Raw genomic sequence first — 26925 nt, 5'->3', positions numbered from 1 at the left:
CGAAGCTCAATTCCTTAAAATTCAATACTTGACGATCTAAGAATAATTTTTAACTTTCAAATGGACTCTAAAGATTGTGCTGTTCTTATTCTTTCCGGTCAAACTCAATTTATATCTCAAATTCAAAGGCAACCGCATGAAGCACTAAGACAAAGAATTGTTGTTAATTACTCTTTAAAAGGATTAACCTTAGATGAAGTAAAGCTGTATATTCCATATATGCTTAAAATTGCTGGTTGAAGTGAGCCAATATTCACTGATGATGCCCTCGAACTTTTATATTCAAGCTCTAATGGGCTTTTAAGGCCACTAAACGCAATTGCAAGAATGAGCTTGATTGCTGGAGCTAACAAAAACACAAGAGTTATTGATAGTGAGCTTATTTACGAAGCTCAGACTGAAGTAAATATTTCAGCTTAACCATGAGGGGTTACCCCTCTTTTTTTATGTTCATTAAGGATTAAACATTTTGACTTTTTTTCTGTTTTTTTGTGGTGCAAATTATTTCATCCTTGCATTTTTAGCTATTTTAAATCCTTTTTAGGTTAAATTAATTTGAATTTTTTGAGATGAAATAATTTGCCGAATAACACTAAAACCTTATCAGGATCCAGCCATTTATCATCATAAACTTTAAAAATATATTCCCCATCTTTTGAGGTTGAGGGCCAATACATTAATCTTGCTGCCTCAAATGTTGTGCCGTCAAAGTTATCAAGGCCTAAATCCTCTGCTACTTTTCTTGACACTGCTTGATATTCATCAGGTGTAACTGCTCTTTTAAGAGGAATCACTATCCTAAGTCTTGGATTTTCTTTTGTGTGCTTATGGGTTGAGTATATGCAGTATGCACATTTTAGTTTTTCATCAATTTTATAAAGGAGATCATCTTTTACATGATCGGCATCCAGAGTTATTAAACTTCTACTTATAACATGCGTATTCTTTCTTCTTCCATCTTTCAAACTTCCTCCAACAAAACCTCCAACGTCCTTTATATCATCCTGTTCCTGTTTTGTCATAGCCTTATATTCCTCAACCGTTTCATGCGTTCTTATGGTGCTGCTTAGCTTTTCTACAAGCTCAGACCACTTCATCTCTTTATTTACCCATATCTTTTCTTTTCTATTTCTACCTGCAGCTATGTGTATTACTCCATCGTTTTTAAGCATAAAATATCACCCTCCACTTCATCACAAAATGCATTAAATCTTCTAATCGGTATCCTGTAGTTTTTAGCCATCTTTATTTCTATTACCATACCTTCTGAAACCACATCACCAAACACCCATATTTCATGGCATTTTAAAAGAAGTTTAAGCCCCATTTGCATCCCATCTTGTCTTTCATCTTGGTTATCATCATCAAGAAACGATGTAAAAATTATATGTGGTGCTATTGGGATAAACCCTTTTGAATAGGCAAATCTACAGTATCTTTTAGCCCTTAGAATATTCTTTTCAACATCACCTTTAAGTGGTGAGCAAATATATACAAGCTTTTCATGTTTCATAAAATCACCCTTTATGCATTATTTCTGTATATTTATACATAGTGTTCTATCAATGGTACTATGCCTTTTTTATTCTTCAGTAAATCGTATAGAAATAGGCGTCCTTTCTGCGTCCAGTATGTTTGAATTCTTGTTTTATCAGCATCAATTATATGAGTCTTTGATTGAGTATAGCCTTTATCTGCATATTCTTGATATAAAAGCCAGGTATCTCCCAGTTTGTATTGAACGCCAAGTTCGTGTAAAAGCCTATTCATTGCCTTACCTGACATACCATAGTCCTTTGCTATTTTACTTATTGGAACAAGTGATTTATTTTGAAGTATTAAGTCATAATATGTGGCCTTTGGTTTTAGCTCCCCTATTATTTGCCTGCTCATTGCATTTTCAATCTCAAGCTGTCTTCTCTTTTCCCTTTCAACCTTAAGCTCTGTAAAAAGTCTTATACCTAAATCAGGATCAGCAATAATTTCATCAATTAGCTTATCAGTTGCATAAATTCCGTGTTTTCTTATAGAAGGTAAAACTTCATCAAAAACCCATCGTTCAAAACGTTCTGCTTTAGGTAATTTTGATTTAACAATTAATCTATAAAGATCTCCTTCTGGTATAAATTTCATTTCTACTTCCTGTATAGCATCTGTTCCATCAGCTTTTTTCCCTGTTACTACCCCTACTGAACGTTTCGTGCACCCCCTGCAATGATCCCTTATAGCCTTTTGAGGGTTGGTATATCCTAAAATTCTTGCACAATCTGTCGCTGGAAAATATTCTTTTCCGTCAATTATTAAGACATTTAATTCTCCAAATTCACTGTTTCTGAATACTTCTAAGCTGCTCATCATTACATTTCCCTCTCTTTCTTATCTAATCTTTCATATAAAAGTAAGTTTCAAAACACTCTGCATTTAAAGGAAGTCCCTCTGCCCACTCTATTGCTCTTGTCATTATTTCTTTAACCTCTTCAACTGATCCAAATCCAAGCGGAACATCTAAAACAACCTCATCATGAACATGAAATGCTATCTTATAGCCTGCCCTATCAAGCCTCATCATTGCCTCAGCTAAACAGTCTCTTGCAACTGCTTGGACAATATTTTCAACTAATCTTCCGCCATAAGTTTTTATTCTTGACCACTTCTTTGTCCCTTGCTCTATCCCTTCATAAGTTATCTTAAAGTCACCTTCTATTCTTGCTTTTGGATAGCTAAGATGCCTTCCCGAAGGAAGTTTTATAAATAAAAAGCTGGAATCTGCAAATATCTTAAGACCCTTATTTAAAGTAATTGAGCCTTTAGTCTCTAAAACCTCAGCTGCAGCATCCTCAACATCCTTCCAAAACTTAACTATGTTAGGATTAGCATCTCTCCATGCTTTAACTATTGATGGCAGCTCTTCTTCCTTAAGTCCCATCTTTAATGCACCCATAGCCTTTAAAGCACCAACTCCTCCTTGATAACCACAAGCAAGTGTTGCAACCTTTCCTTTTTGCCTCAAATCATATTCAGGATTTCCTTTAACTATTTTCTCAATTGGAACATTAAACATCCTGCTTGCTGTCATCTCATAAATCTTTCCGTTGCCCTTAAAGGTATCTAAAACCCACTTTTCATCTGCAAGATAAGCTATAACTCTTGCTTCAATGGCTGAAAAGTCTGATACTATGAATCTATGGCTTTCTGAAGGGACAATTGCTGTTCTTAAAAGCTGGGACAATATATCAGGAATGCTCTCATCAAATAAGATTTTAAGGATATCATAGTTTCCACTTTTCAAAAGCTCTCTTGCCTCTTTTATGTTTTTTAAATTATTTCTTGGGAAATTGTGAATTTGCGAAAGCCTTCCTGCCCACCTTCCTGTTCTGTTTGCACCATAAAACTGCAAAAGACCTCTTATTCTATCATCCCTGCATACTGCCCTTATCATTGCTTCATACTTTTTAACTGATGTTTTAGAAAGTTCTAATCTAAGCTTTAAAACTTCTTTCGCATCTTCATCTTTAACCTTTTCAATCAATTCCTCTACATTTTCTTTGGATAGCTCATCTGCCTCTATCCCTTTATTAATAAGCCAATTTTTAAGCTGAATTAAGCTGTTAGGATTATCAAGCTTTGTTATATCTTTTGCCTTTTTTTGAAGTTCTTCTTTTGTTATTTCGCTACACTTTATTGCATTTAGAATAAGCTTTGTGTCAACTTTTACTCCATAATCATTTATCTTTTGATCAAGCACCCAAAGGGTGTGCTCTTTATCTGGGAGTGGATACTTTTCAAGTCTTTTTCTAATTTCTCTTTCAACCTCAACGTCTTTTTTGCAGTATTCTTTAAATGTTTCCCATTTTTCTAAGCTGTGCTCTGGAAGATTTCTTGTTCTTAAGCCATTTGACTTTGAGGGTTTACATGGAACTGAAAAATATTTTATTAAGCTTTTTCCTTCTTTCATCTTTTTATTTTCAAGATTTAAAACCTCTGCTGCATCTTCTAATGTTGTTGGTAGACCTAAATATAACGAATGAACCATTGTGCATCTCCACTGATTAGGGGATAGTTTTAAGCTTAAATATTTTTCAAGACATGTCCTTTCAAAGTTAGCATTAAAGGCTGTTTTAATTATATTTTCATCGGTTAGTGCATTTAAAACTTCTTCTGTTATTTTCTCTCCTCTTTTTAAATCAACTACCTTTACCTCTTCATCATCAAATGCATAGGCAAATAAAAGAACTTCAAATTCTTCATCCTCAATATATCGGTAGACCCCACATTTTGTGAGGTCACACCTACCAAATGTTTCAATATCAATTGACAGATACTTCATTTGCATCACCCTAGAATATCATCATCAGCAAAATCATCTTCAGGCCTTGCTCTCCCTCCAAGCATTTCTCCATCTTCAAGCTTTTGAAGATTTAAAAGTCCGCATCCTATTCCTTTATTACCTGCTTGGTTAAATGGGTAAAAATTTATACTAACTCTTCCATAGCAGCCTGAATATAACTCATTTTCATCTATTATTTCATTTAAATTTATATCCACAATGCCAGGCTTTATTTTTGTTGTTGCGTTTAAAAAATAGTGGTTTTTAAATTCTATCTGATCTGGCCTTTCTATATCCCCATCTCTAATTGGTGTCTTTAAGTTTAAAGGAACTTTTCCTCCCCAAAGATTCTTTCCTAAGTCCTTTGCCGCATCAATTGCCTTATTTATCTTCTCAATTGTCTTTGTGTCTGTCTTTGGAATTAAAATGCATACAGAGTATTTGGGCTCCTGTCCTTCTACAATTGCTTTTTTGTTAAAAACATTTACATAAGTGAATCTTACTTTTCCTGTAACAACCTTTGTATTTTGCTATTTCATCTTTTTATCCCCCTTTTAACTAAAATCTTCTTGTGGTGAATTAAACTCTGGTCTTTTATCAGTTTCTTTTACAAGTGTTAACTTACCTTGAGGCTTTATAACAAAATCACCTAAGATTTCATTAAACTTTTCTTTTCCAAGTTTTCTCTCAAGGGCTGTTATTGAATTTAAGCTCCTTGTGTATATTTCACCTTCACTTAATCCATATCTAAAAAGTTTTTCTACTACCTTTTTTTCATCTATAAATTTTCTATTGGATCGGCCTTCAACTAATTTAAAGCCTTCCCAAACTTTGCCTTCATTTACTGCCAGACTTAAGGCATAAGTATAAATGTCATCTGCCCACCTTTTAATTTCATCTATCCTATTTAATATCTTTAAAACTTCTGTATCATCTAAGAGTGCTTCATTTTTAAAGTCTAATTTAATAAGCTTTAAGTTTTCCTCGGCTCTTTTTCTGCAAGTAAATCTTGCTCTGCAGAACCTGCAGTGCTCACCTGCACAGAACTCTCCTTCACCTTTATATGCAAGTTCTGCCCTTGGTTTTACGAAATTCTCTCCCCATTCCTTTAAGTCTTTAACTTTCACTTCTTCAGTTGTTATAGAATCAAGGCGTGGTTGACAAATTGTCATTTTTACTGTATCAATATCATATAAGCATTCAAATTGGTTGAGGGCTCCTAAGACGTAAAGTCGTATTTGGGTGTTGTCTTGTGCCTCTACTGCTACCCCTCTTCCATACTTTAAATCAACTATTTCTAATAAGTTTTCATCAATTAAAACTAAATCACCTGTCCCAAAGCCTTCAGGAACATATTGGCTAAAATCAAGTCTTTGTTCAATTAATGCAATACCATTTTTAATTGAATTTATCTTCTCAACCGCAAAGCTTATGTAAATGTCAAGATAATCTAAAAGCTCTTGGGTATAAAAAGGACTTTTAGAAAGCTTATTCATCTCAGTTGCGAATTCATCTTTATTGATTTTTTGTATGTGAAAATTTATAAAGACTTCTGCCACCTTATGTGCAAATGTTCCTTCTTCAGCATAGACAGTTTTTTCTTCAGGAAGATTTTCTTCAAGTCTTGCACTTGGTGGACACATAAGCCATCTTTTAGAACTTGAAGCAGAAAGTAGTGCATGTTTTTTCAAAGCTTTTCTGCCTCCTTGTAAAGTTCTTCATAGTCTTCTTCTTTAATCTCACTTAATTTTTCTGCACCAAATTTTTTTATGAGGTTCTTCACTTCCTTCTGCTTACCGCTCTGCGAAATTGAGGCTAATTTGCTTCTTAACTCTTCCAGTGTGATTTTCCTCTGCTCTCTTTTAGGTTTTTCCTCCAATACAGATGAATTATCTGCACCTTCATTGTTCTTTTCATCATTAATTTTTCCCACAAACATTGCTATGCTTTTTATTGCCTCTAATAAATCCTCAGATGCATTTAAAGTGATTTCAATCTTCATCTTCACCCCTCACTTTCAATTATTCTTCTTTAAGTGGGAAAAGTTCGCTTAAATCGACGTCAAGCGTTTTTGCTATTCTTTCAGCAACTCTTAATGTAGGACTTTTACGTTCGTTTATGATGTCATACATATGTGTCTTTGAAATCCTTGATTTTTCAATTATCTCTTGGATTGTCATGTTCTTTTCTTTTGCTATTTCTTTTATTTTGTTCACTTACCTCACCTCCTTTGTTTTAGATATTATCACTTATGCGAACTCAATTCAAATTAATGTGAACCTAAATAGTTCTATTTTTGTGAACTTTTCTTATGTTTTTTCACTCTTGCTAACTTTTTCTTTAATTTCTATTTACATTTAAGAACCATATGATATAATATAAGTAAGTATTAGCGAACCCTAAAGGTGGTGAAGTTATGGATATAGGTGAAAGAATTAGACAAATAAGAAAAGAAAAGAATATGTCTATTATTGATTTGGCTAATTTGACTGACTTATCAAAATCAACTATTTCAGAAATTGAGAACGGAAAAAAGAAGCCAGCCTTTGATACACTAAAAAAGCTAGCTTCTGCATTAAATGTTCCGATGGCAAAGCTTTTAGATGAAAATGAAGAAGATGAGACTATACTTGGTATATCAAAATCTGAAAAGCTTGTTAAGTCGCTTCAAAGAGCTAAGAACCAGCCAAAGGAAGTTTTAGATGATCTTGCTGATTTTATTGAAATTATTCTTGAAAAAGAAGAGAGAAAAAACAAATAACTTAAATTTTCTTTCTCTTTTTTTACTTGTTAACCGAACATTTGTTCGGTATAATATTAGTATATTTAACCAGAGGTGATAAATGATGGGGGATTGCTTGCCTAAAATTGTAAAACGTGAGCGCTCTATTAAGAAAGCTCAGGAAATTTTACTTGAAAACAATATAAACTCACTGCCTGTTAATATAGAATTACTATTTAACAAATATGGTTACACTTTAGTAGATTACGCTACAGCTATAGAATATTGTGGTGGAGTTGATCCTTTTAAATTTAAAGATATAGATGACTGTTTGGCCTCTACATATCTATCGAATAACAGGTATTTAACAATTTATAAAAATGACATTAAGCCTTATGGAAGATTTGTTTGGACCTTGGCTCATGAGCTTGGACATATAGTCCTTGGACATCTTGAAGATTTTGATGAAACTGATGTAAGAAAAACTTTATCTGATAATCAATATTTAATTTTAGAAAAAGAAGCAGATGCTTTTGCTGCAGAGCTTTTAGCTCCAATTGCTCTACTTAAAAATATTCATGGTCTAACACCTGCTATGATTCAAACCATGTGCAACGTTTCTGAGGAGGCTTCAATTTATATTTATGATAATGTTAAAAAGTTTGGACACAAAAATGTGTATGCTAATGTTGAGTATTTATTTTTTGAAAGGTTTTTTGATTTTGTTATGGGGGGAGAAAGAAAAAGATTTTTACCAAGCAGATAATGAAAATGCTATTATATCTTGGTCTCATAAGATACCTGTAAAATGAAAATTAAAGACAAGAAATAAATTAATCCTAGTAAAGCTTTATTGCCTTACTAGGATATTTTAATGCTTTTTTAGAAAAGTTGTAAATGCTAAAATTTTGGCGTTTACTTTTCATCTATAATTCTTAATATTGAAAATGTTTTTATTTATTTTTAAAATTTTAACATTTCTTCGAAGGAAAATAGACATTTTTATCGAATATATATAAATAGGATTTCCCCATTTTTTTGTAATTTGTCGACACTCATCACATTCAACATTTAGGTTGAATTTCCTTTTTTATATTACTAAAAATTAAGTATGTTCAAGGCTTTAAAATTATAAAATTTGCTCAAATAATAGGAGGTAGAATTATGCCATCAATGTGGGAAAATTTTGAAATAGACTGTACTGAATACTTAAATAGAAAATTTGGTGACTATGCAAGCTTTAAACATATGGGGAGATCTGACTCAACTATTCCAGACATTAAAGTCACAACTAAGTCTGGAAATGTTTTTTACATTGAGGCAAAACACTGTCCAGCACAATGCGGTCAATTTGTTTTGCTACCAGATATTGCAAAAAGAACATTCATTTATAGCCCTCTAAATACCACTCCAAAAAATACATATGCAGAACAAATCATTAAGCATATGAATGCTCAATTTGACGAGTTTAAAGAAGCTGGCACATCAGGAAAAGATATAATAATGAACAATGGCTCAGAAATCTTTTCAAATTGGATTATCGATACCTATAGAAATAAGGGTGTTTGCTATTTTATAACAAATAACTATACTATTTTTCCTATTGAAAGATTTAGTGAATATTTTAATGTTAGTGCTAAATATAGAGTTAAACGCAGTGGATCTAGTCATGTTGGAAAGAGTAACATACCCAATATTCTAAGCTACATTAAATCCCAGGGTTATGATATTAAAAGCACAAGAATTGAAGGAGGTAAGCTTTTTGTTGTTTTGGCAGAATCTTTACACAATCAACGTTTCATATTAAACGGATATGAATATATGTTCTCGCTACGAGATTCTGAATATGAAATTAGAAAGCTTTCTAATACATTTAATGCAAATGTCATTTTTTCAATTGATTTAACAGCAAATAAAAGCGGCATCGGCACCGAAGAGTTCATTCGGGCTTTGTTGTAATCTCATTCTCAATGAACTGCTTATGCCTATTTAGTGCATAATTAAATACACTTAGCTGGTATTTTCCATTTGATAAATCTACATTTTTAAGTTTGTTCATATTGTCATTTAAACCTTTGATTTGAAAGCGAGATAACAGGTAAAAAAACTTATCACTGCAATATTGTTTAACAATATCACAGTTTTCTATTGCCTTCTCAAAACGTTTCAAACTCGACACAAGATAACTTTTTATCTTTATCTTATGGTAGCATTGTTTTTAGATAGCCATTATCTGAATTCTATTTCTTTCATTTTTTGCTTCCTCCATGACATTCCCTATCTCTTGACCAATCAGTTGCAATACATCAATAACTACAGAATTACCAAATTGCTTATAGGCTTGATTATCGTTCTTACATATTTTGTAGCTATCAGGAAACCCCATTAACCTTGCACATTCCCTAGGATGCAATTTTCTAATTTTTCCATTAATTAAGTATCCTCCCGTCTTGGAAAATACTCCTCCACCGTTAGCCGAAAGTGTTATCGCTACCCCCTTTACGCTGTATATCCTTTCACCTTGACCACCTTTATTCACTATTCCTAACCTAATTGGTTTGTTACTATATTTATTATCTTCCACTCCATTGAAATAAATATCTGGTCGTTGGACGTATAAATGCTTTACTTGATTTTCATCTTTTATCAAAAAGTCTTCAACATGTTTTTTTAATGGAAAAGGCTTAGGAAAATTAAACTTTTTAATGGCTAGATCATTTCTAAAGCAAACCATGTAAATACGCTCTCTCTTTTGAGGAATTCCATAGTCTGCAGCATTTAAAACTTTATAATAAAATGTATACCCTAACTCTTCCATTATGGATTTAACAACTGATAAAGTTTTTCCATTATCATGGGAAGCAAAATTCTTAACATTTTCCATAAAAACAATCTTTGGCTTCTTGGCTTTCACAATTCTTGCGATATCGAAGAATAATGTGCCTCTACTATCTTCAAAGCCACGCTGTTTTCCACTTATTGAGAAAGCTTGACATGGAAACCCAGCACACAAAATATCGTGTTCTGGAATAGAATATTCATCTATTTGAGTAATGTCTCCGTAAGGTATATCTCCAAAATTCTCAATATAAACCTCTCTTACTGATTCATCTATTTCACTTGAAAAAACGCATTTTGCACCTAGCGATTCTAACGCAATTCGAAAACCACCTAATCCCGCAAATAAATCGATAAATGTAAAGCCATAAAGCGACTTTTTCTTTATATCAATCATAGTGCTCTCCTCTTTAAGTTTAAATTTCGATTACAATTATAGCACAAAGAGCTATAATTTCAAGTTTTTTAATCCTAAAGAGTGTCAAGATATTGTAAGATATTTTTTTGACAACCCAAAGAACTTCTTAATTCAAAGCTTTTGTAAACTCCTAAAACTTATATGATATTTTCATATTTTATTGATTTCAAAACCGTATAAATTGGCGTTACTTTCCCAATGTTTAATATTGTTATATGATTTATTCCTTCACGTGAGGAATTATTTATTCTTTTAATAGTGTCTTTTATCTTATTTTTACTTAATTTAAATGCTTTAATATCTTTCTTATATATACTTATTTCCTTTAAATTACCTCCATTCCTGCTAAATACCCTTAATTTCGACATTATTTTTAATCCCTCTTTACTCCATCCTAATGACCTACTGCTTAATCTCGCCGATAATACATGGCTTATATATCCTTCTGCACTGAATCCTATTACATCCTCGTCTTCTTTATATATTACTATCCCTTCCCAGTTGTTTAATATATGCCTCCTTGCTTCTTTAGCTCTCCCATTTTCTGTCTTAGTTTCTGCTATATTTAATAACTCCTTAAATATCTCCCTTAAAGCCTTCTTATCCCCTTCATTTATCACTCCCCATATCTTTTTCCCATATTCTTCTCTTTTTGCTGTCCCTCTTATTATGTATTTATTCAAATGATATCTATCTAATACAAATGATATCTATCTAATACAAATTTCGCTTTCGGAATCCACTCCATTCCTTCCTTTATACATCTTGCTCCATCTCCTGCTATGTTTATCTTTTCCATACTCTCTATTCCATAGTTATCATATTAAACGTAAGCCTCAAAAACAAAAAGCCCTGATTCCTCAAGGCTATTATCTATCGTATCATTGTGTTGTTCAAATATGGTGGAGGCGAGGGGAGTTGAACCCCTGTCCGAAGGCAGTGAAACCCAGGCATCTCCGAGTGCAGTCAGTGTTTTGACATTCCCTCCATCCGACTCCCACTGACAGGATTCGGATTTCAGTAGCTTCATAGATGCCGACCTATCGCAAAGCTTAGATAGGCCCGTTCCCCACTAGTCCACGCCCTATCCCAAGCCGTGGGCCTCTTGGGTAGGACGACCGCCTTTAATTAGGCAGCTAAAGCTAAATTATCGTTTGCGTTTATTTTTAATTCCCGGTTTTTAACGTGGTTCCGAGCACCACGACTCGCTTCCCGAATTCCTCCTACCCCCGTCGAAAGCCAAGACGCCCCCATAGGAGGTCATATTATATTATAGCAAGTTTTAATATGATTTTCAATGGACTTAGTATAAATTTTTAATCTTAAATTCCTTCTCAACTTCTCTTCTTGCATCACGTTTTGCTATGTCTTCCCTCTTGTCATAAAGCTTTTTACCCTTTGCGAGGGCTAATTCAACCTTAACAAGTCCCCTTACAACGTATAATGATAAAGGTATTAAAGTATATCCCTTTTGGGAAACCAAACCTGCTAATCTTCTAATCTCTGACTTATGCATTAAAAGTTTTTTAGGGCGAAGAGGATCCCTATTGAAGATATTTCCCTTCTCATAAGGACTAATATGCATATTATAAACAAAAATCTCACCATCAACAACTTCTGCATAGCTGTCCTTTAAATTTGCTTTACCTAATTTAACGGACTTAACTTCAGTTCCAAAAAGCTCAATCCCCGCCTCATAAGTCTCCTCTATAAAATAATCATGCCTTGCCTTTCTATTTTCAGCTAAAACCTTTTTTTCGTTTTTCTTCATATCAACACCTCACATAGAACGCTAATGCTTACCCCTTTATTCATCTTATATTATAACAGCTAAATTTGTAAATGCAATAAAAAAATAGAGGCACTTTAAAGTGCCCTACTCCTCGACTAAAACAAAATCTATATTTCTACTTTCTATATCAACCCTATGAACTTTTACTTTAACTTCATCTCCCAGCCTATAAATCTTTCTTGTTTCTTCTCCAATCAATGCGTAAAGGTTTTCGTCAAATAAATAGTAATCATCCGTCATGCTATTAATATGAACTAAACCTTCAATTGTATTAGACAGTTCTACAAACATACCAAAGTGTGTCACGGAGGAAATTATACCTGTATAAATTTCCCCTATTCTTTCTGCCATATATTCTGCCTTCTTTAAATCTTCTGTTTCCCTTTCAGCTTCATCCGCCAATCTTTCCATATCACTTGACTGCTTTGCTGCCTTTTCAACAATTGCTTTTAATTTTTCTATCCTTTTTTCATCGATTTTCCCCTTTAAATATTCCTTTATTATTCTATGAATTATGAGATCCGGATATCTTCTAATTGGTGAGGTAAAATGGCAGTAATACTTTGACGCCAAACCAAAATGTCCTGAGCATTCAGGTGAGTATCGGGCCTGCTTTAATGAGCGCAAAAGAAGCATATCAACTATAGGCTGTTCCTTTTTACCCTTTGCACTCTCTAAAACTTCCTGCAGCATTTTAGGATGAATATCCTTTGCAAACTTTACCTTATAGCCTAAATTGTGAACAAATTCGTTAAAATGCATTATCTTTTCGTAATCAGGATCCTCGTGAATTCTGTAGACAAAAGGAATATTTGCCCAAAACATATGTTCTGCAATAGTTTCATTGCAAACTATCATAAACTCTTCAATTATCCTGTTTGCTATATCCCTTTCATAGGGTTTAACCTCAACTGGTTTCCCTTTTTCATCAAGGATAATCTTACATTCTTCAAAGTCAAAATCCAAAGCTCCCCTTTGCATTCTTTTTCTATTTAGAATGTTACATAGCTCCTCCATTGCTTTAAAATCTTCATATAAATAATCATATCTTTTTATTAAATCCGGATCATTATCCCGCAGTATTTTTGTAACATCTGTATAAGTCATTCTTTCACATGTCTTTATAACGCTTTCGAATATTTCATAATCAACAACTTTACCATTTTGATCAATTGTCATGACGCAGGATAAAGTTAATCTATCAACCCTAGGATTCAAACTACAAACACCATTAGACAACTTTTTAGGAAGCATAGGAATTACTCTATCTACAAGATAAACACTAGTTCCCCTTTTCAATGCTTCTTTATCTAGTGGAGATTTTTCCTTTACATAGTATGTAACATCAGCTATATGAACCCCAAGCTTGAATTTGCCATCAGGAAGTCTTTCGATTGACACAGCATCATCTAAATCCTTTGCATCTTCCCCGTCTATTGTTACAATTCTTAAATTTCTAAGATCCCTTCTTCTTTTTATTTCTTTTTCAGGTATTTCATCTGGTATAGCATTTGCATATTCTTCAACTTCTTTAGGAAATTCCTCTGGAAGATTGTATTTTTTAATAATCGACAAGATGTCAATTCCAGGTTTATTTTTGTTACCTAATACTTCTATAATCCTTCCCTCAGGATTTCTTCTTTTTTCAGGCCATTTTGTAACCTCAACTATAACCTTATCACCATCTTTAGCACCATTAAAGTTTGATTTTGAAATAAATATATCTTGATATATCCTTTTATCATCTGGAATAACAAAGCCAAAATAACTGTTTTTCTCAAAGGTTCCGACAACCCTTGTATTAGCTCTTTTTAAAATTTTAATAATTTCACCTTCAGCTGTTTTGGTCGGTGTTGCAGCTTTAATTATCCTTGCAACTACTCTATCATTGTGCATAGCTCCATTGATGTTTTCAGCTGGGATAAAAACATCCATTAACTTTTCATCATCAGGAATTACAAAGCCAAATCCCTTTTGGTGTCCCTGTAGTTTACCTATCACTAAGTTCATCTTTTCAGGAAGGCCATATTTTTCTTTACTTGTTTTAAAGATTAGTCCCTCTTCCTCCATCTCATCGATAATAGAGAAGAATTCTCCAATTTGTTTTCTGTCGATTTGAAATGCCTTTGAAAGCTCTTCTGCCGACATTGGCCTATAGCTTTCCCTTCTTAAAAATTCTAAAATAGATTCTTTAATTTTGCTCATGCAATCACTCCTTATAACCCCAATTCATTTGCAATTTCCTTCATAGCATCAATAGATAAGCTTAAAAACTCTTCTAAAGAAATGCCTATCTCCTCTATCGATTTTATTTGTTCTCTGTTGGCTCCCTTTGCGAAATCTTTTTTCTTCATTTTTTTAATGACTGAATCAACTGTTAAGCTTTCTAATTTTTTATCCGGCAATACAAGAGCTGATGCTATAATAAGCCCTGTAACAGGGTCAGATGCCCATAGAGCTTTATCAAGAAGGCTTACTCTTGGCAGTCCGTGAACCTCATTATGAACCTTAACGGCATAAACTAAATCATCAGGATATCCTAAATTTTGTAAAATTTCTGCTCCTATTATACTATGTTTTTCTGGAGTCTCATATGTTTCTTCATAGTCAATATCATGAACTAATCCGCATATTCCCCACTTTAACTCATCTTCCCCTAATTTCCTTGCAAGGGATTTCATTACAGCTTCAACGGCAAGCATGTGTTTTATAAGATTTTCATTTTTGACCCTTTCTCTAACCTGCAATAGAGCCAAACTTCTATCCATTATAACCCCTCCTAAGTATTTTTTGACAATTTAACTTTTTTATACATATAAAAGTTTAAATTAAAGACCTGCTTTCGCAGGTCTTTAATTATTTTATTAAGTTTAATAATATTCCACCGAATTTTGCAAACAATGGTGCAAATACAAGTGAAACAATTGTCATAAGCTTAATTAAGATATTCATCGCTGGTCCTGCAGTATCCTTAAATGGATCGCCTACAGTATCTCCAACAACAGCTGCTTTGTGGGCAAAGCTACCCTTTCCTCCATGTTCACCTGTTTCAATATATTTCTTTGCATTGTCCCATGCTCCACCGGCATTAGCCATTAGGATTGCAACTAAAACACCTGATACAAGGGCACCAGCAAGAAGTCCTCCTAACGCCTCTGCACCAAGAAGTAATCCTACTAAAAGTGGAACAACAACTGCTAAAACTCCTGGAAGAACCATTTCCTTTAAAGCAGCTGCAGTTGAAATATCAACACAAGTTTTATAATCAGGTTTTGCCTTACCTTCCATAAGCCCTGGTATGGACTTAAACTGTCTTCTAACTTCTTCAATCATGTGATTTGCTGCTTTACCAACAGCCTCCATAGCCAATGCACCAAAGAAATATGGTAAAACTCCACCAATTAAAAGTCCAACTAATGTCATTGGATTTAAAAGGTCAATTGCCTTTAATTGAACGGCCTGTGAATAGGAAGCAAACAGAGCAAGTGCTGTTAAAGCAGCAGAACCTATCGCAAAGCCTTTTCCTATTGCTGCTGTCGTATTTCCTACGGAATCAAGAGTATCAGTAATTTTTCTAACTTCCTTTGGAAGTTCTGACATTTCAGCAATTCCGCCTGCATTGTCAGCTATTGGTCCATAGGCATCAACTGCAACCGTCATACCTGTTGTTGAAAGCATACCTAAAGCAGCAAGTGAAATTCCATAAAGTCCAGCTAAAACATTTTGGCTTGAACCATATCCTCCCATTATAAAAAAGGCAAGGATAGTTGCAAAAGCAATAAATACAACAGGTAAAACAGCAGAATACATACCTACAGCTAAACCTGAAATTATTGTTGTTGCAGGCCCAGTTTCAGATTGTTTTGCAATCTTTTTAACGTGACTATAGTCTGCGGATGTATACATTTCTGTAAATTGACCAATTAAAACTCCAACTATTAAACCAGCTGTTATTGCAAAAAACGCTTTATAATCTCCAAATACAGTTTTACTTAATATAGCTGAAGCTATAATCACTAAAATACTGCTAACATAAGTTCCATTCTTAAGGGCCTTTTGTGGATTGGAATTTTCATCGCCTTTAACAAACAATGAACCGATAATTGAAGAAATAATACCTACAGCTGCTAAAATTAATGGGAATATTATCCCCTTGTTATCATTAAAAACTATAGCACCTAATGAAAGTGCAGAAATAATAGATCCTACATATGATTCAAAAAGGTCTGCACCCATACCCGCAACGTCTCCAACGTTGTCACCTACGTTGTCCGCAATAACTGCTGGATTTCTTGGGTCATCCTCAGGAATTCCAGCTTCAACTTTACCAACAAGGTCTGCACCAACATCGGCTGCCTTAGTATAGATACCTCCACCAACACGAGCAAAAAGAGCTATTGAGCTGGCACCAAGACCAAAGCCTGTAACTATGTTTGCATCTTTAAAAATCATGTAAAGTGCTCCTACTCCTAAAAGGCCAAGACCAACAACGCTCATCCCCATGACTGCGCCGCCAGAGAAGGCAATTTCAAGCGCTTTGTTTTGGCCTGTTCTTGCTGCATTAGCAGTTCTTACATTGGCCTTTGTAGCAACCTGCATTCCAAAAAATCCAGCTAAAATAGAAAATAGTGCACCAAAAATAAAACATAAAGCTGTTAACCAGTTTATAAAAAATCCAAGCACCAAAAATACAACTATAATAAATATTGATAATGACTTATATTCCCTCATTAAGAATGCCATAGCACCTTCATGTATGTAGCTAGCAATCTCCTTCATTCTGTCAGTTCCAGCATCTGCCTTTGAAATCTTATTTGATAAATAAAGAGCAAATAACAGCGCAATAACACCTGCAATTGGTGCTAAAACAATATTCATTATTGTACCCCCTTTGTGAATATTATTTGCCTGTTAAGTATACTAAAAGCATGGATGTAATAACAAAAAGAATCATGGCAAATACAGTAAGTTTTCTTAACTTACCTTCAATTGTTCTTCCTTTGTTTTTGCCAAAGAAAGTTTCAGCACCGCCTGATATTGCAGTTGATAATCCATAGGTTTTTGCAGGTTGACCTAAAACTGTAGTTATTATTATTAAACTTACAATTACATGGACAATAATAACAAATGTTTTCACCTAAAGCACCTCCTTATTAGAATCAATTCATATTTCATATTTTAACATATAAAAAAATAAATACAATCATAATCATATATCATAATTATTTTATGTGCTATCATAAATTTTAAGCTAAAGGGCAGAGCCCTTTAGCTTATTTAGGGGTACAATAATGTTGGTTATTATCTTTTTACATTGTAGAAGGCCTTTGAACCAAGATATTCAGCAACTTCTCCAAGTTCGTCTTCGATTCTTAATAATTGGTTGTATTTTGCAACTCTATCTGTTCTTGCAGGAGCGCCTGTCTTTATTTGTCCTGCATTAACTGCAACAACAAGATCAGAAATTGTAGTATCTTCACTTTCACCAGATCTGTGGGATACAACCGCAGTATATCCAGCTCTTTCTGCCATCTTGATTGCTTCTAATGTTTCTGTTAGTGTTCCTATTTGGTTAAGCTTTATAAGGATTGAGTTAGCAACGCCCATCTTAATTCCTCTTTCAAGTCTCTTGGTATTTGTGACGAATAAGTCGTCTCCAACTAACTGAATCTTCTTACCTAATCTATCTGTTAATATCTTCCATCCATCCCAATCTTCTTCAGAAAGACCATCTTCAAGGGAAACAATTGGATATTTGTTTACTAAGTCTTCCCAGAAGGCTACCATTTCTTCTGCAGTTAATACTCTTCCTTCTCCTTCAAGGTGATACTTTCCATCTTCCTTATAAAGTTCTGTTGCAGCAGCATCAATAGCTATTGCAATTTGTTCACCTGGTTTATATCCAGCCGCCTCAATTGCTTCAATTATAACTTGAATTGCCTCTTCATTTGACTTAAGATTTGGTGCAAATCCACCCTCATCTCCTATTGCTGTGTTGTAACCCTTTTTTGATAAAGTCTTCTTTAGTGAATGATATACTTCTGCACACCATCTTAAAGCTTCTGCAAAGTTTGGTGCCCCTACAGGCATTATCATAAATTCTTGTATATCTACATTGTTGTCAGCATGCTTTCCACCGTTTAAAATGTTCATCATAGGAACTGGTAATACTTTTGCGTTAACTCCGCCTATGTATTGATATAACGGTAATCCAAGGCTTTCTGCTGCTGCTCTTGCTACTGCAAGTGATACACCTAAAATAGCATTAGCCCCTAGCTTTCCTTTATTTTCTGTTGCATCAAGTTCAATTAATGTTTTATCGATAAGAGTCTGATCAAATACGTTCATTCCTATAAGTTCTGGTGCTATTACATTGTTTACATTGTCAACAGCCTTTAATACACCTTTTCCATTGTATCTTGCCTTATCTCCATCTCTTAATTCTACAGCTTCAAATGCACCTGTTGATGCTCCTGATGGAACTATTGCTCTTCCAACAGTGCCGTCTTCAAGAACAACTTCAACTTCAACAGTTGGATTTCCTCTTGAGTCTAAAACTTCTCTCGCATAAATATCGATTATTTCTACATAGTTTTTCATTTTCATTCCCCTTTCTTATTATTTTTCTATTAAACTATTTCCTGTCATTTCTGCAGGAATTGGTAAGCCCATAAGATCTATTATTGTAGGAGCAATATCAGCTAATTTACCACCATCTTTTAACTTTATATTACCCTCTCCTACTACTATAAAAGGAACATAATTTGTAGTATGTGCTGTATAAGGTTCTCCTGTTTCATAATCGACCATAAGCTCAGCATTACCATGGTCAGCAGTTATATACGCTGCCCCACCCTTGCTTAATACCCTGTTTACAACCTTTCCAAGGCATTCATCAACAGCTTTTATTGCAGAAACTGCTGCATCATAAACTCCAGTATGACCAACCATATCTGGGTTTGCATAGTTTAATATAATAAAATCATATTTATCGCTGTCTATCATTTCTATTACTTTATCAGTTACTTCGTATGCACTCATTTCAGGCTTTAAGTCGTAGGTCGCAACCTTTGGTGAAGGAATCAATATTCTGTCTTCATCCTTATTGGGTGCTTCAACTCCTCCATTAAAGAAGAATGTAACATGGGCATATTTTTCTGTTTCTGCAATTCTTAATTGTTTTAATCCTAAATTACTTAAGTATTCTCCGAAGGTGTTTTTATATTTTTCAGGCTTATAGGCAATTTCAACATTTTCTATAGTTTTATCATATTGAGTCATGCAAACGAAAAACACTTTAAAATATTTTCTCTCAAATCCATCAAAATCAACATCTACAATAGACCTTGTTATCTGTCTTGCTCTATCTGGCCTGAAATTAAAGAATATAACTGAATCGTTTTCCTTTAATGTAGCCACCGGTTTATCTTCTTCAACGATAACTGTTGGAATCACAAATTCATCCGTTTTATTTTCTTCATAGGACTTTTCAACAGCTTCCCTTGCAGATCTTGCAATTTCACCTTCACCTTTAACTATTGCATTATAAGCAAGCTGCGTCCTCTCCCATCTTTTATCCCTATCCATAGCATAATATCTACCTGATATGGTTGCTATTTTACCTACACCTAGTTGTTTCATATAATTTTCTAATCTATCTACATAATCTAACGCACATTGAGGCGGAACATCTCTTCCATCAAGGAAGGCATGAACATAAACATTATTAAGGCCATTGTCTTTGCAAAGTTTTAATAGTGCCTCTAAATGTTCTATATGGCTATGAACTCCACCATCGGATAAAAGTCCAAAAAGGTGCATTGATGAATTATGAATTTTGCAATTTTCTATAGCCTTTAAAAAGGCTTCATTTTTAAAGAAATTTCCTTCTTCTATTTCCTTATTTATTCTTGTAAATTCTTGATATATTATTCTTCCTGCACCAATGTTTAAATGTCCTACTTCAGAATTCCCCATTTGTCCTTTTGGAAGCCCTACATCAAGGCCTGATGCACTCAATTTTGTATGGGGATATTTTTCCCAGTAAAATTTAAAATTTTTAGGATCTGCGTTATCTATTGCATTCCACTCTTTTTTTTCGTTAATTCCCCAGCCATCAAGTATAATTAATATTCTTGGCCTTTTAACCATCTTAATCCTCCTTATAGTTTACAATTGCTGCAAATTCTGTAGCGTTTAAACTTGCACCACCAACTAAGGCACCGTCTATATCGCTTTGTGCCATCTGTTCTTTTATTGTGGATGGTTTAACGCTTCCTCCATATTGTATTCTAATTTCTTCTGCTGCATCATTTCCAAAATTTTCACGGATGTAATTTCTAATAAACTTTATAACGTCATTTGCATCCTCAGCTGTGGCAGTTTTACCTGTTCCTATAGCCCATACAGGCTCATAAGCTATAACCATTTTAGCAACTTTAGCTTTATCTAAACCGTCTAAGTCCTCTTTCAATTGTTCTTTTATAACTTCATATGTTCTATTTTCTTCTCTTTCCTTTAAGGTTTCTCCAACGCAAAGTATAGGCGTTAAACCATGGACAAAAGCAGCCTTTACTTTTTTATTTATAAGCTCATCGTCTTCTTTAAATATCATTCTTCTTTCGCTATGTCCTAAGATTACATATTCTACCCCTAATTCCTTTAGCATTATAGGTGATACTTCTCCTGTAAAGGCTCCGTTTTCTTCAAAATACATGTTCTGTGCTCCGACTTTAATGTTTGTATCTTCAACCAAAGTTATAACCTGGGCTAAGGATGTAAAGGGCGGACAAACAACCACTTCACATTTTGCATCCTTTACCTTATCCCTCAGTTCTATAATAAGCTGTGCAGCTTCCCTTGCAGTTTTATTCATTTTCCAATTACCTGCAATTATTGGTCTTCTCATTATTTTTCCTCCTCAAAATTGTTGCCTAAGTTAAGATAAGGAAGGAAGATACTTAGTATCTTCCTATTTATCATTTAATGCTGCAATTCCTGGAAGTTCTAAGCCTTCAAGGAATTCTAAAGATGCTCCTCCTCCTGTTGATATGTGGGTCATCTTTTCTGAATATCCTAGTTGCTCTACTGCTGCTGCAGAATCTCCTCCTCCAATTATAGTCGTAGCATCAAGTTTTGAAAGCGCTTCTGCAACAGCTTTAGTTCCAACTGCAAATGCTGGCATTTCAAATACACCCATTGGTCCATTCCATATAACAGTTTTTGCATCACTTAAAGCTTCTTCATAAAGCTTTATTGTTTTTGGTCCAATATCAAGTCCCATGTATCCTTCTGGAATTTCAACATCTACTGTCATATGCTCTGCATCTGCCTTAAATTCCTTTGCAACTACATGATCTACAGGAAGATAGATTTTAACTCCCTTTGTTTGTGCTTTTTCAAGCATTTCCTTTGCATATTCTATCTTATCTTCCTCTAACAATGAGTTTCCAATGTTAAGCCCTTGAGCTTTTAGGAATGTATAAGCCATGCCACCGCCTATAATGAGCTTATCAACTTTTTCTAACAGATTATTAATAACTCCTATTTTATCTGAAACCTTTGCGCCTCCTAATATTGCTACAAAGGGTCTTTCAGGATTTTCAAGGGCCTTACCCATTATTGTAATTTCCTTTTCAATTAGAAATCCTGCAACAGCTGGAATAAATTGAGCTATTCCTGCTGTAGATGAATGAGCTCTATGGGCAGTTCCAAAGGCATCGTTTACAAATATATCAGCAAGGGATGCAAGTTTTTTAGCAAAATCTAAGTCATTCTTAGTTTCTGTCTTTACAAATCTAACGTTTTCTAATAGAACAACATCTCCCTCTTTCATTTCAGAGGTAAGTCTAATTGCATTTTCTCCAACAACGTCAGGATCCTCTGCAAGCTTAACTTCCTTGTTAAGAAGTTGTGATAATCTTTCTGCTACTGGCTTTAGGCTATACTTAAGATCATATCCTTCCTTGGGTCTCCCAAGGTGCGACATAAGGATAACCTTTGCTCCGTTTTCAATTAAATATTTGATAGTTGGAAGTGCAGCAACAATTCTTCTATCGTCAGTTATATTACCATCTTTATCCTGTGGAACGTTAAAGTCACATCTTACTATAACCTTTTTGCCCTTAACATCTATATCTCTCACAGTTTTTTTATTCATATATTCCCCTCCATTCTGAAAGTAATGTCCGGCCTTGACCGGACATTTATATTACATTCTTTCAGCTATATAATTTACTAGGTCCACAACTCTATTTGAATAACCCCATTCATTATCATACCATGCAACAACTTTTACCATGTTATCTATAACCATTGTTGAAAGTCCATCTACTATTGATGATCTTTCATCTCCCTTGTAATCCATTGAAACAAGTGGTTCATCTGAGTAACCTAAAATGCCTTTAAGTTCTCCTTCAGCTGCTGCCTTTAATGCTGCGTTTACTTCTTCAACTGTTGTTGGCTTTTGAACTTCGCAAACTAGGTCTGTTACAGAAACAGTTGGAGTTGGAACTCTTAGTGCAAAACCATTGAGTTTTCCCTTTAATTCAGGAAGAACTTTACCAACTGCCTTTGCGGCACCAGTTGTTGTTGGTATTATTGATTGAGCAGCTGCTCTTGCTCTTCTTAAATCCTTATGTGGTAAATCTAATATTCTTTGGTCATTTGTATATGAGTGAACAGTTGTCATTAAACCTTTGATTATACCAAATTTTTCATGTAAAACTTTAGCAAATGGAGCTAAGCAGTTTGTTGTGCAGGATGCATTTGAAATAATATGGTGATTTGCAGGATCATAATCCTTTTCGTTTACTCCCATTACTATTGTTATATCTTCATCTGTAGCTGGAGCTGTTATAACAACCTTCTTAGCACCTGCTTCAATATGAGCCATTGCCTTTTCCTTCTTTGTGAATAAACCAGTTGATTCGATTACGATGTCTACTCCAAGATCCTTCCATGGTAAATTCTTTGGATCCTTTTCAGCATAAATTTTAATTTCCTTACCATTTACAACTATTGCATTTTCCTTAGTTTCAACAGTGCCTTCAAATTTTCCGTAGAGTGAGTCATATTTCAAAAGATGAGCAAGGGTTGGAGCATCTGTTAAATCGTTTATCGCTACTATTTCTACGTCCTTATTTAGTCTTGTTTGTGCAATTTTAAAAACATTTCTTCCTATTCTTCCAAAACCATTAATAGCAACTTTAATTGACATAATATCCCTCCTAAATATGTAAAATTTTTTATTTTAAGTAAAAGATTAAACTTTTACTTGCTATGCAATATGTTAATAATCTCGTTGGCTGCGGCTTCATCTGTTACAAGGGCCATATTAGGATTGTTTACTCTTGTTGCTATAATCGCCTCAGCCTTATTTTTTCCACCGGCAATCGCCACTACATTCTTAATATTTTTCACATCGTAAAAATTTATTCCAATAGAAGGTGTTCTAAATATTGCCTCACCGTTTTTATTGAAATAATACCCAAAGGCTTCTGCAACTGCACCTTTGTCTATCAGCTCATTTATCTGCTCAGGTGGCATTCCTCTTCTTTTTGACATTTCATCGGCTCTGCCTATACCAAAGATTAACAAGTCAGATTTTGATAAGACATCTAATATTTCTTTAACTTCTGGCTCATTTGCGATGGTTTCTAAAGTTTCTGAACTAATATTATCAGGGACATGTAAAAGTCTATAATTTGCATTTATTTTTTTTGCTAAATTTGCCGTTAAAGTATTTGCTTGGATCTCAACATCTCTTCCAATACCACCTCTTGCTGGAAGGACTAACACATCCTTTGTATTAATCTTTGGAAAATTTTCAACAACTTGGGCTACTGAAGTCCCTCCCGTCAACGATATGATTGAGCCTTCATGTATTAGCTCCTTTATATAATTTGCACATACCCTACCCATTTCCTTTAAAACGGTTCTATCCTTTTCACTATCTCCCGGAACTATAATTATCCTTTTTATTTTTAGCAATTTTTGAACTTTTTCTTCTAAATGTTTATAATCATTTAAAACATAGATAATTTCCTTTAGCTCTTCAAGGATTTTCTCACCATCTTTAGTCAAAATCATCCCTATTGGATTAACCTCTACTAATCCTTGATTTTTTAAAAACTCAACTTCTGTTCTTACAATTCTTTCACCTAAATTAAGTTCCTGAGATAATGCTCTTCTACCAACAGGTTGATTGTAATATATAGTTTTTAATATTTCATACCTTTTCTTTAATAGGTCTATCATTTCTGGAATAATCTTTTGTTGTATTGAAAGGACTTTTTTCAAGAAAAAATCACTCCTCAGGTGCTTTAAATATGGGACTTAATTTGTCCCTATGTTGTTAATTTTGTCCCTCTTCCTAAATCAAATATATCACTTTTATTTATTTTTTTCAATAGCCTATTTAACATTTTTATCTAATTTTCTTAAATTTGAAGGTAAAATATTCATTTCCTCCCTATACTTTGTTACTGTCCTTCTTGAAATCTTAATACCCTTTTCCAATAAAAGGTCTGATATTTGAACATCTGAATAGGGCCTTCTTTTGTCCTCATTTGTTATTATTTCTTTTATTAATTTCTTTATTTGCTCTACAGATATCCTATCATCTTCTTGTGAAATCCCCCTTGATAAAAGGTCCTTTGCCAGCATTATTCCCTTTGGTGTTTGGACATATTTATTATTAACGGTTCTACTTATGGTAGATTCATGTAAGTTAGTTACCTTGGCTATATCACTAAGATATATCGTTCTTTTAGTGCCATTTTTAAATAAAAAGTCTTTTTGCTCCTTTGCAATATACGAAATTATTTTTTCGATGGTATTTTTCCTATTCTCTATAGCCTTTATTAGTGCAAATGCTCTTTTAAAATTGTCACTAACAAATTCTTTTTCAAGCGTATCTCCATTTGCTAATAGATCAACATACATTTTATTTATTTTAAGCTTAGGTATTCTCTTATCCATTATTTCCACTTTAATTTCGTCATTAATCTTATCAAAATAGATAAATGCATCTGGAAAAATATATTGTGTAGAACTTTCCTTATATACTAAGCCAGGCTTTGGATTTAATTTTTTAATCACATTAATATAGTAAATTATTTTTTCTTTTTCTAGTCCTAAACACTTGGAAAGTTTTGTATAGTTTAGCTTTCCAACGTCCTCTAAATGATCTTCTATAAGTTTTATTATCATATCATCTGCACAACCTGAGTTGATCAATTGTATCTTTAAACATTCCTTTAAATCCCTAGCACAAACGCCGTATGGTTCAAAAGTCTGAATAGTTCTAATCAATTCTTCTACTTCTTCTGTCCTAACCCTAAGCTCCTTTGATAAATCTCTAATAGAGAGCATAAGATATCCAGCATCATCTAAATTATCAATTATATATTTCCCAATTCTATATTTTTTATTATCGAGTTTTAAAAGTCTTAATTGTTCAAGTAAAATATCCCTAAGAGCTAGCTCCTTATTTTCTATAAATTCTTTTTGAATATTTTCATCGCTTTTCTCCTGATAGGAAGAGCTTTCATGATATGACATCAATTGAAGAAAAAGTTTGTTATCTTCTTCATCTATATCTAAAAGAGGATTTGCCTCAATCTCTTCATAAACATATTTTTCCAAATCCAACACATTCATTTGTAAAATTTTTAAGGATAGATTCATATCTTGCGTTAAAATGAGTTTGTTTTCCATTTTTAAATTCAAGTCAAATTGCAACATATTCTTCCCCCACTGTAAAAAATAATCTAATTTTATTATACAAAAAATAAACAGGCATTGTAGCCTGTTTATCTTTCGCCCTTTGTATATGGAATTCCATCTGCTGCTGGTGGAGTAGTTTTTCCAACAAATCCAGCAAGCATAAGCATAGTTAAAAGATATGGGAAGGAATAATAAACCTCATCTGGAACCTTCCATCCAAATCCCTGTGCAACGATTCTAAAGGCTTCAGCAAAGCCAAATAACAAGCTTGCTGCAAGAGCTCCAAAAGGCTTCCAGTTTCCAAATATCATAGCCGCTAGTGCTATAAAACCTTTACCGCTTACCATACCCTCTCTAAACAGGTTTGTAGCCCCGAGGGATAGCGCAGCTCCGCCTAATCCTGCAAAGGCTCCTGATAAAAGAACGCATAAATATCTCATTTTATAAACATTAATACCTAAAGTATCTGATGCCTTTGGATGCTCACCAACTGATCTAATTCTTAGTCCAAGAGGTGTATAGTAGAGCATTAAATGAAGAAGTAATGCTAAACCGAAGGCAATAAAAACAAACCAGTTAAGCTCTGCTAAGAGATTACCTATTAACGGAATTCCCTTAAAAAATTCCTTAGGATAGCTAAGCTGTGTCACGCCATCAGTTTGACCATCTCTTGCAAATATCTTAAAGAGTAAAAAGCTCATTAAAGCTGCAGAAAATATATTGATTGAAACACCAGAGATTGTTTGATCTGCTCTTAAGTTTATACTCAATACAGCATGAATTAGTGCTATTCCCATTCCTGCTATAATGGCAAATAACACTCCGACCCAAGCATTGTTTGTAAGGAATGATCCTAAAACTCCAAAAAATGCTCCAGCTATCATTATACCTTCAAGTCCTATATTTACAACGCCCGATCTTTCTGATATTACGCCACCTAAGGCTGCAAATATTATAGGAGTTGCCAATCTTAATGTAGCTGCAATTAATGAGACGAATAGGGAGATCGTTATGCTATGCATTCTTGATTGCCTCCTTTCTTCTTTCTTTCAACCATTTGTATATATAATCAGCAGCTACAAATATAATAATTATACCCT

At 33.9% G+C, this 26925-nt stretch carries 24 protein-coding genes, 1 other RNA gene and 2 pseudogenes; 3 read left to right on the top strand and 24 right to left on the bottom strand.

Features of this window, described 5'->3' with window-relative positions:
• Positions 1-545: 545 nt before the first annotated feature.
• From CAAU_RS04625 to CAAU_RS04590, 8 genes and pseudogenes are all read right to left on the bottom strand, one after another.
• Positions 546-1172, bottom strand: coding sequence for a hypothetical protein (locus CAAU_RS04625; RefSeq protein ID WP_008908267.1), 627 nt, complete (start codon positions 1170-1172; stop codon positions 546-548).
• Positions 1151-1513 (bottom strand): DUF7768 domain-containing protein, encoded by a 363-nt coding sequence (locus CAAU_RS04620; protein WP_008908266.1) that lies wholly within the window; start codon positions 1511-1513, stop codon positions 1151-1153. The genes CAAU_RS04625 and CAAU_RS04620 overlap by 22 nt, the downstream gene beginning before the upstream one ends.
• A gap of 32 nt (positions 1514-1545) precedes the next feature.
• Positions 1546-2358, bottom strand: a complete 813-nt coding sequence (locus CAAU_RS04615; protein WP_008908265.1) for a phage antirepressor — start codon at positions 2356-2358, stop codon at positions 1546-1548.
• A 22-nt stretch (positions 2359-2380) separates the two neighbouring features.
• Entirely contained in the window at positions 2381-4327 is a 1947-nt protein-coding gene (locus CAAU_RS04610) for a DNA polymerase (protein ID WP_008908264.1), read from the bottom strand.
• Between the two features lie 5 nt (positions 4328-4332).
• Positions 4333-4851, bottom strand: a pseudogene (locus CAAU_RS04605) (DUF2815 family protein); the annotation flags it as partial.
• 30 nt (positions 4852-4881) lie between these two features.
• Positions 4882-6018 (bottom strand): DUF2800 domain-containing protein, encoded by a 1137-nt coding sequence (locus tag CAAU_RS04600; protein WP_008908262.1) that lies wholly within the window; start codon positions 6016-6018, stop codon positions 4882-4884.
• Positions 6015-6329 carry a hypothetical protein gene (locus tag CAAU_RS04595; protein ID WP_008908261.1) on the bottom strand — a complete coding sequence of 105 codons (315 nt, stop codon included), beginning with the start codon at positions 6327-6329 and terminating at the stop codon, positions 6015-6017. Before CAAU_RS04595 ends, CAAU_RS04600 begins: the two co-directional genes overlap by 4 nt.
• A 19-nt stretch (positions 6330-6348) precedes the next feature.
• On the bottom strand, positions 6349-6543 hold the full coding sequence (locus CAAU_RS04590) for a helix-turn-helix domain-containing protein (RefSeq protein ID WP_008908260.1): 195 nt from the start codon (positions 6541-6543) through the stop codon (positions 6349-6351).
• Positions 6544-6743: 200 nt separating this feature from the next.
• Between CAAU_RS04590 and CAAU_RS13865 the strand changes: the two genes are divergently transcribed.
• From CAAU_RS13865 to CAAU_RS04575, 3 genes are all read left to right on the top strand, one after another.
• Positions 6744-7088, top strand: coding sequence for a helix-turn-helix domain-containing protein (locus CAAU_RS13865; protein WP_008908259.1), 345 nt, complete (start codon positions 6744-6746; stop codon positions 7086-7088).
• An 85-nt stretch (positions 7089-7173) separates the two neighbouring features.
• Positions 7174-7815: an ImmA/IrrE family metallo-endopeptidase gene (locus tag CAAU_RS13860; RefSeq protein WP_008908258.1), complete on the top strand. Its 642-nt coding sequence runs from the start codon at positions 7174-7176 to the stop codon at positions 7813-7815.
• A gap of 398 nt (positions 7816-8213) precedes the next feature.
• Complete coding sequence (locus CAAU_RS04575) at positions 8214-9008, top strand: PDDEXK family nuclease (protein ID WP_008908257.1); 795 nt, start codon at positions 8214-8216, stop codon at positions 9006-9008.
• Between the two features lie 259 nt (positions 9009-9267).
• Here the strand turns inward: CAAU_RS04575 and CAAU_RS04570 are convergent, their stop codons facing one another.
• From CAAU_RS04570 to CAAU_RS04495, 16 genes and pseudogenes are all read right to left on the bottom strand, one after another.
• Positions 9268-10284, bottom strand: a complete 1017-nt coding sequence (locus CAAU_RS04570; RefSeq protein WP_008908255.1) for a DNA cytosine methyltransferase — start codon at positions 10282-10284, stop codon at positions 9268-9270.
• 158 nt (positions 10285-10442) lie between these two features.
• A pseudogene (locus tag CAAU_RS14205) lies at positions 10443-11125 on the bottom strand (UPF0236 family transposase-like protein); the annotation flags it as partial.
• A gap of 80 nt (positions 11126-11205) precedes the next feature.
• Positions 11206-11557, bottom strand: a transfer-messenger RNA (tmRNA) gene (ssrA, locus tag CAAU_RS14195).
• 51 nt (positions 11558-11608) lie between these two features.
• A complete protein-coding gene (smpB, locus tag CAAU_RS04555) occupies positions 11609-12076 on the bottom strand; it encodes an SsrA-binding protein SmpB (protein ID WP_008908253.1) in 468 nt (155 codons plus the stop codon).
• A 105-nt stretch (positions 12077-12181) separates the two neighbouring features.
• On the bottom strand, positions 12182-14302 hold the full coding sequence (gene rnr / locus CAAU_RS04550; RefSeq protein ID WP_008908252.1) for a ribonuclease R: 2121 nt from the start codon (positions 14300-14302) through the stop codon (positions 12182-12184).
• 11 nt (positions 14303-14313) lie between these two features.
• Entirely contained in the window at positions 14314-14865 is a 552-nt protein-coding gene (locus CAAU_RS04545; RefSeq protein WP_008908251.1) for an HDIG domain-containing metalloprotein, read from the bottom strand.
• An 88-nt stretch (positions 14866-14953) separates the two neighbouring features.
• Positions 14954-16975: a sodium-translocating pyrophosphatase gene (locus tag CAAU_RS04540; RefSeq protein WP_008908250.1), complete on the bottom strand. Its 2022-nt coding sequence runs from the start codon at positions 16973-16975 to the stop codon at positions 14954-14956.
• 22 nt (positions 16976-16997) lie between these two features.
• On the bottom strand, positions 16998-17234 hold the full coding sequence (secG, locus tag CAAU_RS04535) for a preprotein translocase subunit SecG (protein ID WP_008908249.1): 237 nt from the start codon (positions 17232-17234) through the stop codon (positions 16998-17000).
• 164 nt (positions 17235-17398) lie between these two features.
• Complete coding sequence (gene eno, locus CAAU_RS04530; protein ID WP_008908248.1) at positions 17399-18697, bottom strand: phosphopyruvate hydratase; 1299 nt, start codon at positions 18695-18697, stop codon at positions 17399-17401.
• 18 nt (positions 18698-18715) lie between these two features.
• A complete protein-coding gene (gene gpmI, locus CAAU_RS04525) occupies positions 18716-20248 on the bottom strand; it encodes a 2,3-bisphosphoglycerate-independent phosphoglycerate mutase (protein WP_008908247.1) in 1533 nt (510 codons plus the stop codon).
• A gap of 1 nt (position 20249) precedes the next feature.
• Positions 20250-21005, bottom strand: coding sequence for a triose-phosphate isomerase (gene tpiA, locus CAAU_RS04520; RefSeq protein WP_008908246.1), 756 nt, complete (start codon positions 21003-21005; stop codon positions 20250-20252).
• Positions 21006-21068: 63 nt separating this feature from the next.
• Positions 21069-22256, bottom strand: a complete 1188-nt coding sequence (locus CAAU_RS04515; protein WP_008908245.1) for a phosphoglycerate kinase — start codon at positions 22254-22256, stop codon at positions 21069-21071.
• A gap of 51 nt (positions 22257-22307) precedes the next feature.
• On the bottom strand, positions 22308-23315 hold the full coding sequence (gene gap, locus CAAU_RS04510) for a type I glyceraldehyde-3-phosphate dehydrogenase (protein ID WP_008908244.1): 1008 nt from the start codon (positions 23313-23315) through the stop codon (positions 22308-22310).
• Positions 23316-23368: 53 nt separating this feature from the next.
• Positions 23369-24397 carry a sugar-binding transcriptional regulator gene (locus CAAU_RS04505; RefSeq protein WP_008908243.1) on the bottom strand — a complete coding sequence of 343 codons (1029 nt, stop codon included), beginning with the start codon at positions 24395-24397 and terminating at the stop codon, positions 23369-23371.
• Between the two features lie 114 nt (positions 24398-24511).
• A complete protein-coding gene (gene rpoN / locus CAAU_RS04500) occupies positions 24512-25843 on the bottom strand; it encodes an RNA polymerase factor sigma-54 (RefSeq protein ID WP_008908242.1) in 1332 nt (443 codons plus the stop codon).
• A gap of 68 nt (positions 25844-25911) precedes the next feature.
• Positions 25912-26847, bottom strand: coding sequence for an ABC transporter permease (locus CAAU_RS04495; RefSeq protein WP_008908241.1), 936 nt, complete (start codon positions 26845-26847; stop codon positions 25912-25914).
• Positions 26848-26925: the final 78 nt, after the last annotated feature.

Source organism: Caloramator australicus RC3 (assembly GCF_000297115.1).
Taxonomy (GTDB): Bacteria; Bacillota; Clostridia; order Clostridiales; family Caloramatoraceae; genus Caloramator; species Caloramator australicus.
The sequence above is the reverse complement of the archived record's forward strand: the minus strand, read 5'-3'. Positions and strand labels throughout refer to the sequence as shown.

What these genes read in the sequence shown, in the direction of transcription:
- rpoN (WP_008908242.1), bottom strand. Translation starts at nt 25,843, where the DNA reads ATGTTGCAATTTGACTTGAATTTAAAAATGGAAAACAAACTCATTTTA.
- CAAU_RS04495 (WP_008908241.1), bottom strand. Translation starts at nt 26,847, where the DNA reads ATGCATAGCATAACGATCTCCCTATTCGTCTCATTAATTGCAGCTACA.
- rnr (WP_008908252.1), bottom strand. Translation starts at nt 14,302, where the DNA reads ATGAGCAAAATTAAAGAATCTATTTTAGAATTTTTAAGAAGGGAAAGC.
- CAAU_RS04615 (WP_008908265.1), bottom strand. Translation starts at nt 2,358, where the DNA reads ATGATGAGCAGCTTAGAAGTATTCAGAAACAGTGAATTTGGAGAATTA.
- CAAU_RS04570 (WP_008908255.1), bottom strand. Translation starts at nt 10,284, where the DNA reads ATGATTGATATAAAGAAAAAGTCGCTTTATGGCTTTACATTTATCGAT.
- tpiA (WP_008908246.1), bottom strand. Translation starts at nt 21,005, where the DNA reads ATGAGAAGACCAATAATTGCAGGTAATTGGAAAATGAATAAAACTGCA.
- CAAU_RS04575 (WP_008908257.1), top strand. Translation starts at nt 8,214, where the DNA reads ATGCCATCAATGTGGGAAAATTTTGAAATAGACTGTACTGAATACTTA.
- gap (WP_008908244.1), bottom strand. Translation starts at nt 23,315, where the DNA reads ATGTCAATTAAAGTTGCTATTAATGGTTTTGGAAGAATAGGAAGAAAT.
- CAAU_RS04620 (WP_008908266.1), bottom strand. Translation starts at nt 1,513, where the DNA reads ATGAAACATGAAAAGCTTGTATATATTTGCTCACCACTTAAAGGTGAT.
- CAAU_RS04610 (WP_008908264.1), bottom strand. Translation starts at nt 4,327, where the DNA reads ATGAAGTATCTGTCAATTGATATTGAAACATTTGGTAGGTGTGACCTC.
- CAAU_RS13860 (WP_008908258.1), top strand. Translation starts at nt 7,174, where the DNA reads ATGGGGGATTGCTTGCCTAAAATTGTAAAACGTGAGCGCTCTATTAAG.
- CAAU_RS04540 (WP_008908250.1), bottom strand. Translation starts at nt 16,975, where the DNA reads ATGAATATTGTTTTAGCACCAATTGCAGGTGTTATTGCGCTGTTATTT.
- CAAU_RS04625 (WP_008908267.1), bottom strand. Translation starts at nt 1,172, where the DNA reads ATGCTTAAAAACGATGGAGTAATACACATAGCTGCAGGTAGAAATAGA.
- smpB (WP_008908253.1), bottom strand. Translation starts at nt 12,076, where the DNA reads ATGAAGAAAAACGAAAAAAAGGTTTTAGCTGAAAATAGAAAGGCAAGG.
- CAAU_RS13865 (WP_008908259.1), top strand. Translation starts at nt 6,744, where the DNA reads ATGGATATAGGTGAAAGAATTAGACAAATAAGAAAAGAAAAGAATATG.
- CAAU_RS04595 (WP_008908261.1), bottom strand. Translation starts at nt 6,329, where the DNA reads ATGAAGATTGAAATCACTTTAAATGCATCTGAGGATTTATTAGAGGCA.
- gpmI (WP_008908247.1), bottom strand. Translation starts at nt 20,248, where the DNA reads ATGGTTAAAAGGCCAAGAATATTAATTATACTTGATGGCTGGGGAATT.
- eno (WP_008908248.1), bottom strand. Translation starts at nt 18,697, where the DNA reads ATGAAAAACTATGTAGAAATAATCGATATTTATGCGAGAGAAGTTTTA.
- CAAU_RS04545 (WP_008908251.1), bottom strand. Translation starts at nt 14,865, where the DNA reads ATGGATAGAAGTTTGGCTCTATTGCAGGTTAGAGAAAGGGTCAAAAAT.
- CAAU_RS04515 (WP_008908245.1), bottom strand. Translation starts at nt 22,256, where the DNA reads ATGAATAAAAAAACTGTGAGAGATATAGATGTTAAGGGCAAAAAGGTT.